This window comes from Hoskinsella mucinilytica, assembly GCF_045223415.1.
GTDB classification, from domain to species: domain Bacteria; phylum Bacillota_I; class Bacilli_A; order Erysipelotrichales; family Erysipelotrichaceae; genus Hoskinsella; species Hoskinsella mucinilytica.
The window spans coordinates 81,156-87,750 of sequence record NZ_JBEQZJ010000010.1 but is presented as its reverse complement, the minus strand read 5'-3'; the positions used below and the strand labels follow the sequence as shown (position 1 = coordinate 87,750).

The 6,595-nt window shown below is 37.4% G+C and carries 8 protein-coding genes; 7 read left to right on the top strand and 1 reads right to left on the bottom strand.

The features are described from left to right. Positions 1 to 12: 12 nt before the first annotated feature. On the bottom strand, positions 13 to 633 hold the full coding sequence (locus UGRO018_RS05130; RefSeq protein ID WP_416325384.1) for a hypothetical protein: 621 nt from the start codon (positions 631 to 633) through the stop codon (positions 13 to 15). A 105-nt stretch (positions 634 to 738) separates the two neighbouring features. Here UGRO018_RS05130 and UGRO018_RS05125 point away from each other — a divergent pair, with 105 nt between their 5' ends. The 7 genes from UGRO018_RS05125 (at position 739) to UGRO018_RS05095 (ending at position 6,495) form a co-directional block, all read left to right on the top strand. Next, positions 739 to 1,161, top strand: coding sequence for an FMN-binding protein (locus tag UGRO018_RS05125; RefSeq protein ID WP_416325383.1), 423 nt, complete (start codon positions 739 to 741; stop codon positions 1,159 to 1,161). A gap of 76 nt (positions 1,162 to 1,237) precedes the next feature. Further along, on the top strand, positions 1,238 to 1,615 hold the full coding sequence (locus UGRO018_RS05120) for a NusG domain II-containing protein (protein WP_416325382.1): 378 nt from the start codon (positions 1,238 to 1,240) through the stop codon (positions 1,613 to 1,615). Then, entirely contained in the window at positions 1,615 to 2,115 is a 501-nt protein-coding gene (locus tag UGRO018_RS05115; protein WP_416325381.1) for a Gx transporter family protein, read from the top strand. Before UGRO018_RS05120 ends, UGRO018_RS05115 begins: the two co-directional genes overlap by 1 nt. A 13-nt stretch (positions 2,116 to 2,128) precedes the next feature. Further along, a complete protein-coding gene (locus UGRO018_RS05110) occupies positions 2,129 to 2,398 on the top strand; it encodes a TIGR03905 family TSCPD domain-containing protein (protein ID WP_416325380.1) in 270 nt (89 codons plus the stop codon). A gap of 79 nt (positions 2,399 to 2,477) precedes the next feature. Continuing rightward, positions 2,478 to 4,259, top strand: a complete 1,782-nt coding sequence (locus UGRO018_RS05105) for an ABC transporter ATP-binding protein (RefSeq protein ID WP_416325379.1) — start codon at positions 2,478 to 2,480, stop codon at positions 4,257 to 4,259. After that, the gene (locus UGRO018_RS05100; RefSeq protein ID WP_416325378.1) at positions 4,259 to 6,121 is read left to right on the top strand and encodes an ABC transporter ATP-binding protein; all 1,863 of its coding nucleotides are present in this window, start codon (positions 4,259 to 4,261) and stop codon (positions 6,119 to 6,121) included. The genes UGRO018_RS05105 and UGRO018_RS05100 overlap by 1 nt, the downstream gene beginning before the upstream one ends. Next, positions 6,109 to 6,495, top strand: coding sequence for a YccF domain-containing protein (locus UGRO018_RS05095; RefSeq protein ID WP_416325377.1), 387 nt, complete (start codon positions 6,109 to 6,111; stop codon positions 6,493 to 6,495). The genes UGRO018_RS05100 and UGRO018_RS05095 overlap by 13 nt, the downstream gene beginning before the upstream one ends. Positions 6,496 to 6,595 lie beyond the last annotated feature (100 nt).

Below are 6,595 nucleotides of genomic sequence, written 5' to 3'. Positions count from 1 at the left end.
AAAAAGGATGCTTTAAGCACCCTTTGGTTTCCATGGGTCATCATTTTCTATGGAATCCACTACCTTTTCTTTTTGTTTCTTATGTTCAAATAAAGATGAGTTAGACTTTGTTAGGTTTTCTTCTTTCTGAGGAATGATGATGTTTTCATCCAGTTGTGAAGAATTTTCTATAATGTTATCAGTAATGGATGGATGTTTTTCATTTTGGAAGTCTGCCTTTGTCAAAAACAAGAAAATTAAGGCAAAGATATGCATTCCACAATAGGTTAAGAAATTACCTTGTTGTTGTGAAAGCAGATGATAAAATAAATCAATGGAATCTATTTGCTGTGTTGGTTGCAATAAGGTATAAGCAATCAGACAGATCATAACACATAAATTGACGAGGATCGTGATGACCGTAGCTTTTCGTTTGTTGTCATATACAAGATAAAACCATAAAGCGAAGAGCGCTCCAAGCAATAAATTCAAAAGAAATTGTATACGTTGGAAAACATCATAAAAAAGAACGTTGATATTTGAAGAAGTCTGTACGGACATGCTCCACTGATATAGGATATACGAAATGAGAAGGGGAACATAGGGAATCAATATGATTCCTGCCAGCTTTAATTTTTGTATATATGATTTCATCTCTTAAGACCTCCATGTTAACTATATTTTATAGGGAATCCTAGGGAAAGTCAATTTGTATAGATTGCAATTCTTTGCTCATACTAGGAAAAGGAGGTGCTAAGCATGAAAAAAGTAGTGTGTATCTTAAGCTGTGGACTATTACTTGCCGGATGTGGTAGCAAAACGGCAGTGATCAAAGAGGGAAAAGGAACCTATACCAATGATAAGAAAGAAGTCACAACAGCAAATGTCAAAACAAAAGATGGAAAATTAAGTGAAGTAGAGATCGATGAAACGGCAAATGGTAAGGATCAAACAAAAAAAGAGCTAGGCAATGCATACAATATGAAACAAGCAAGTAAGATCGGAAAGGAATGGTATGAACAAATTGCATTCCTTGAAAATTACATTGTGAAAAACGGTGTGGATACGATCAAATTGAACAGCGAAGGAAAAGCTGAAAATAATGATGTAAAGACTGGCTGTACCATTCGTATTGATGGATTTATCCAAGCTGTGAAAGAAGCAGAAAAAAACGCCAAATAAACAAATCCATGCGATTTGTTTTTTTCTTGCAAATGAAAATGGTTACAGGTATAATAGAAAAGGTAATGGAGGTCATATGAATAAAGCAGATAAGATTTTTATAGGAATCGTCATCGTTGTTGTATGCTTATTGTATATCCCTTCATTGTGGAATGCTTATCAAAATCAGGGTAAACCAAAAACAGCTGTCGTAAGCTATAAAAACGAAGTGGTTCTTCGTGCGGATATGAGTGTTGACAAGACCTATGTGGTACAGGGTAGTCTTGGAGATGTTGATATCGAAGTGAGGGATCAAAAGGTACGAGTAGAAAAGGAAAACAGTCCTTATCATTTATGTTCCATCCAAGGCTGGGTGTCTGATGCAAATACGCCCATCGTCTGTTTGCCCAACAATATTGTTGTGGTCATAGAAACAAAGGATAGCCAAGATGATCTGGATACGGTGATTCAATGATGAGTCAAACAAAGAGAATGACACAGATTACCATGTTGGTGGCATTGTCGATCGTATTTCATATGGTTGAATCTATGGTTCCTGTACCAGTACCGATTCCCGGTTTTAAACTGGGACTTGCCAATATCGTCGGATTGGTTGCGCTTTATATGTTTGGCGTTAAAGAAATGTTCATTGTCAATATCATGCGAGTTGTATTTGCTTCTTTATTAAGAGGGGTGTTGTTTGGTACCGGCTTTTGGCTGAGTATCACAGGTGTGATGTTGAGTTGTATCATGACTTCTATCGCATATAAAAGAAGTCCGATGAGTATTTACGGTGTCAGTGTTTGTGGCAGTGTGTTTCATGCTGTAGGGCAAGTCATTGCTGTTACGTTTATTTACAGTCAGTTTTTTATGCAAGCAGTCTTACCATTGTTGATCTTGGCAGGAATACCAACTGGACTGTTGATTGCACTCATTGCTGATTCGGTTTTGAAAAGAGTTCATGTGAAAGTGTAAAGGAGGAATAAAAATGGAAACATTTGTATATAGACCAAAAGGAGTATGTTCACAAGAAATGCGTTTTGAGATGGAAAATGATACCATCAAAAGTGCAACGATCGTAGGTGGATGTGCAGGAAATTTATTAGGTATATCAAAAATTATCAAAGATAAAAAAATAAGTGAAGTCATTTCTGCGTTTGAAGGGGTACGTTGCGGAAGTAAGCCAACATCTTGTCCTGATCAGATTTCTCAGGCATTAAGAGCTTATGCAACATCACACGACATCAAAGTCGATTAGCATACAACTTTCAATTACGTGAATCGATAGGCACTTATTGCCTATTTTTTTGTATAGAAAAAAAGAAATGAGGTGTGTTATGAATAAACTGAAATTTTTATGGCAATATGCGAAGCCATATGAAAAACAAGCTTTTTACATGTTCATCAATGTCGCAATCTATGCTTTTTTTATCTTAGCGGCTCCATTGATCATATCGTATATGCAAGATCATATCATATCAGGGGTTCCTTTTGAAAATGAAATGATCCAACGTATGGTGGACGCAATCGGTGGTATTGCTTTTCTTCAAGAACATTTATGGATCGGAAGTGTCTTGATCGTGATATGTTATATTATGATCGGTATTGCCATTTATCAAAGAAGCATGGAAAGTGGACGTTTGTCAGAAAGCTTTGCTTTACATGTACGAAATCATATGTATGATCATTTACAGAAGTTATCCTTTGATTACCATAAACAAAAGGACAGTGGAGATCTGATCCAACGTAGTACCTCAGATATCGAAACCATTCGTCGTTTTCTCGCCGGGCAGTTGGCAGAGATGATGTATGCGATCCTTATCGTAGGAATAGCGATGATGATCTTGTTATCCATGAATGTTAAGCTTGCTTTATATTCTGTATCATTGATGCCTTTTGTCATGATGGCTGCTTATGTATTTTTTCGTAAAGCAAAAAAGATCTTCCTTGATTGCGATATTGCGGAAAGTAAGATGACTACGGTATTACAAGAAAATTTGAATGCAATGCGAGTAGTAAAGGCTTTTCATCAAGAACAAACAGAAATCGATAAATTTGAACGATATAATGAGGAGTATCGTAAAAAATATTTTGATTTGATGCATGCATTGGGTATCTTTTGGAGCGGTACAGATGTCTTGTGTCTATTACAAATCTTATTGATGATCGTCATCGGTGTCTTTATGGCTCTTCAACATCAGATTACCGCCGGAACCTTCTTTGTGTTTTTGATGTATGAGTCCATGATTATTTGGCCTATGCGTCAGCTTGGAAGAATCTTAGCGGATATGGGGAAAGTGTCTGTATCCATCGGGCGAATCCAAGAGGTATTGAAAGAACCATGTGAAGATCTGGAATCTGGTCTTTCACCTGAGATTCAAGGGGATATTATGTTTGATCATGTTAGTTTTCGATATGAAGATGGAGATCATGAGGTACTAAAGGATCTATCTTTTCATATACCAAAAGGTAGTAAGGTTGCCATCATGGGTCCAACGGGAAGTGGGAAAAGCAGTCTTGTACATCTTTTAACGGGAATTTATGATTATCAAAGTGGTTCTATTAAAATAGATGGGGTAGAGCTAAAAGAAATCAGAAAAGCATGGTTAAGAAAACATGTACAAATCGTATTACAAGAGCCATTTTTGTTTTCTAAGACCATTTATGAAAATATTCATCTTGCGAATATGGGCGCAAACAGGGAAGATATTGAACAGGTAGCACATATGGCTAGCATTCATGATACCATTATGGAATTTGATCAGGGTTATGAAACTGCTGTAGGAGAAAAAGGAGTTACCTTATCCGGAGGGCAAAAACAAAGAGTAGCCATTGCGAGGACCTTATTATCACATAGTCCGATCATCATCTTTGATGATTCTTTGTCTGCTTTGGATACAAAAACGGATCGTATGATACAAGAAGCGTTAGATCAATTAGATGAATCATTGACAATGCTGATGATCACGCATCGTGTGTCTAGTGCCAAAAAAGCAGATATGATTATCGTGTTACAAGACGGTCATGTAGCACAAATGGGTACACATGAGGAATTAATGAAAGAAGAAGGTTTGTATCACAGAATCTATGAGATTCAAATGAAGGGAGGTAACCAATGATGGAAGAGAAAGAATTTGAAAGTGATGTCTATGATCTATCGGTTTGGAAAAAAGTCTTTACGCTCTTATGGGAGCATAAAAAATATATCATCATGAACTTGATATTGAATATCTTTCTAGCATTTACGGATATCTTGTTGCCACTATTCAATCGTTTTGCGATAGACACTTATGTGGTAGAACAACGTTCATCTGATACGCTATCGACTTTCGTCATTAGTTATGCGCTCTTAATTATCTTGCAGTGTTTGTTGGTTTATGGATTTTTTCGTTTGGCCGCAAAAATTGAAAGTGACTTTGGTAAAAATCTTAGAAAAAAGTGTTTTGAAAAGCTACAGTTATTGACCTATTCTTATTTTGATAAAACAGCGAATGGTTGGCTGATGGCCAGGGTCACCTCTGATACGGCAAGGTTAGCCGAAATTTTGGCTTGGAGCATGGTCGATATCGTTTGGGGCTTGATCGTCATGGTAGGCATCAGTGTGGTCATGCTGATCGTCAATTGGAAAATGGCATTGTGTGTATTGATCATCGTACCGATTCTTTGGCTTGTTTCTTTATACTTTCAAAGAAGGATCTTACAAGCACAGCGAAAAAGTCGTAAGGCAAACAGTAAGATCACGGCATCCTTTGCGGAAGGCATCAATGGCGCAGTGACAACCAAAACATTAGGAATCGAAAAAGAAAATTATGAGGAATTTCAAGAAAGGACAGATGCATTGCGTCATTATAGTCTGCGTGCAGTCAGATTAAATGCGATTTTCCAACCGATTGTTTACTTGCTTTCCGCAATCGTAATCGCATTGTTGTTGTATGTGGGAGGTAATCAGGTCTTTTTACAAGTGATCCAATTCGGAACATTGGCTATGTTTATCAATTATGCGAATCTTTTCTTTGATCCTTTGAAACAGATGGCACGTGTACTGGCGGAAATTCAATTAGCGAGTGCCAGTGCAGAACGTGTGATGTCGTTGCTAGATGAAGAAGTGGAAATTCAAGATCGTGAGGATGTCATTGAAAAATATGGAACCTTGTTAGAACCAAAGACAGAACATTATGAGCCACTACTTGGAGATGTACTATTTGACCATGTGACATTTTATTATCATGAAAAGGAAACAGTACTACATGATTTTCATTTAGATGTCAAACAAGGACAGATGATCGCTTTGGTAGGTGAAACAGGTTCGGGGAAAAGTACGATCGTAAATTTACTATGTCGCTTTTATGAACCCAAAAAAGGTCGTATTCTCATTGATGGTAAGGATATTCGAGATCGTAGTGTCGGTTGGTTACATTCCAATATCGGTTATGTATTACAAACACCGAATTTATTCAGTGGTTCGATTTTGGAAAACATTCGTTATGGTAGACCAAGTGCCTCTAAAGAAGAGGTAATTCAGGTTGCCAAACTGATTCAAGCACATGAATTCATCATGGAATTAAAAGATGGATATCTTACAGAAGTAGGGGAAGGGGGAGATCGCTTGTCTACCGGACAGAAACAGTTGATTTCCTTTGCCAGAGCCTTGCTTTCGAATCCATCTATCGTGATTTTAGACGAAGCAACAAGTTCGATAGATACGGAAAGTGAACAGGCAATTCAACACGCAATGAAAGAATTGCTGGCGGGTCGTACCAGCTTTGTCGTAGCACATCGCCTTAGTACGATTGTTCATGCAGATCAAATCGTCGTATTACAACATGGTCGTATCGTTGAACAAGGAACACATCAAGAACTGATGGCACTTCATGGTTATTATTATGAACTTTCCACCAGTCAAAATGAAGAAGAAATCTCAAGAAGTGCTTGGCAAAAGGACGTTCTATCAGAAAAAGAGGTGGTTTCATGCGTACGTTAGGAAATCTTCTTTGGGTTATGTTCGGTGGTTTTGAAATGGCAGTGGTATGGTTTTTTGCCGGATGCTTATGGTGCATAAGCATCATTGGGATTCCCATTGGTATGCAATGCTTTAAAATTGCAGGACTCGTGTTATGGCCATTTAAAAAAGAAGTGGTATATGATCAAACGACTTCCTCCATCAGTTTTTTGATGAATGTGTTGTGGCTTTTGTTAAGTGGCATTTGGATTGCCTTGGCACAAGTTGGTGTAGGATTGCTTTCTTGTATCACCATCATAGGGATTCCTTTTGGACTACAACATTTCAAATATGCCAAACTTGCACTTATGCCATTTAGCGCAAGAGTCGTATCGATTTATTCTGCTTATTCATGATGATTCTTCCTTTATCTATGTGTTTTGTACGCACAATATGTGAAATTTGTGTAAAAAAATGCGCTGAAAGCGTTGACAAAGCAAAAATGATAGAGTATGA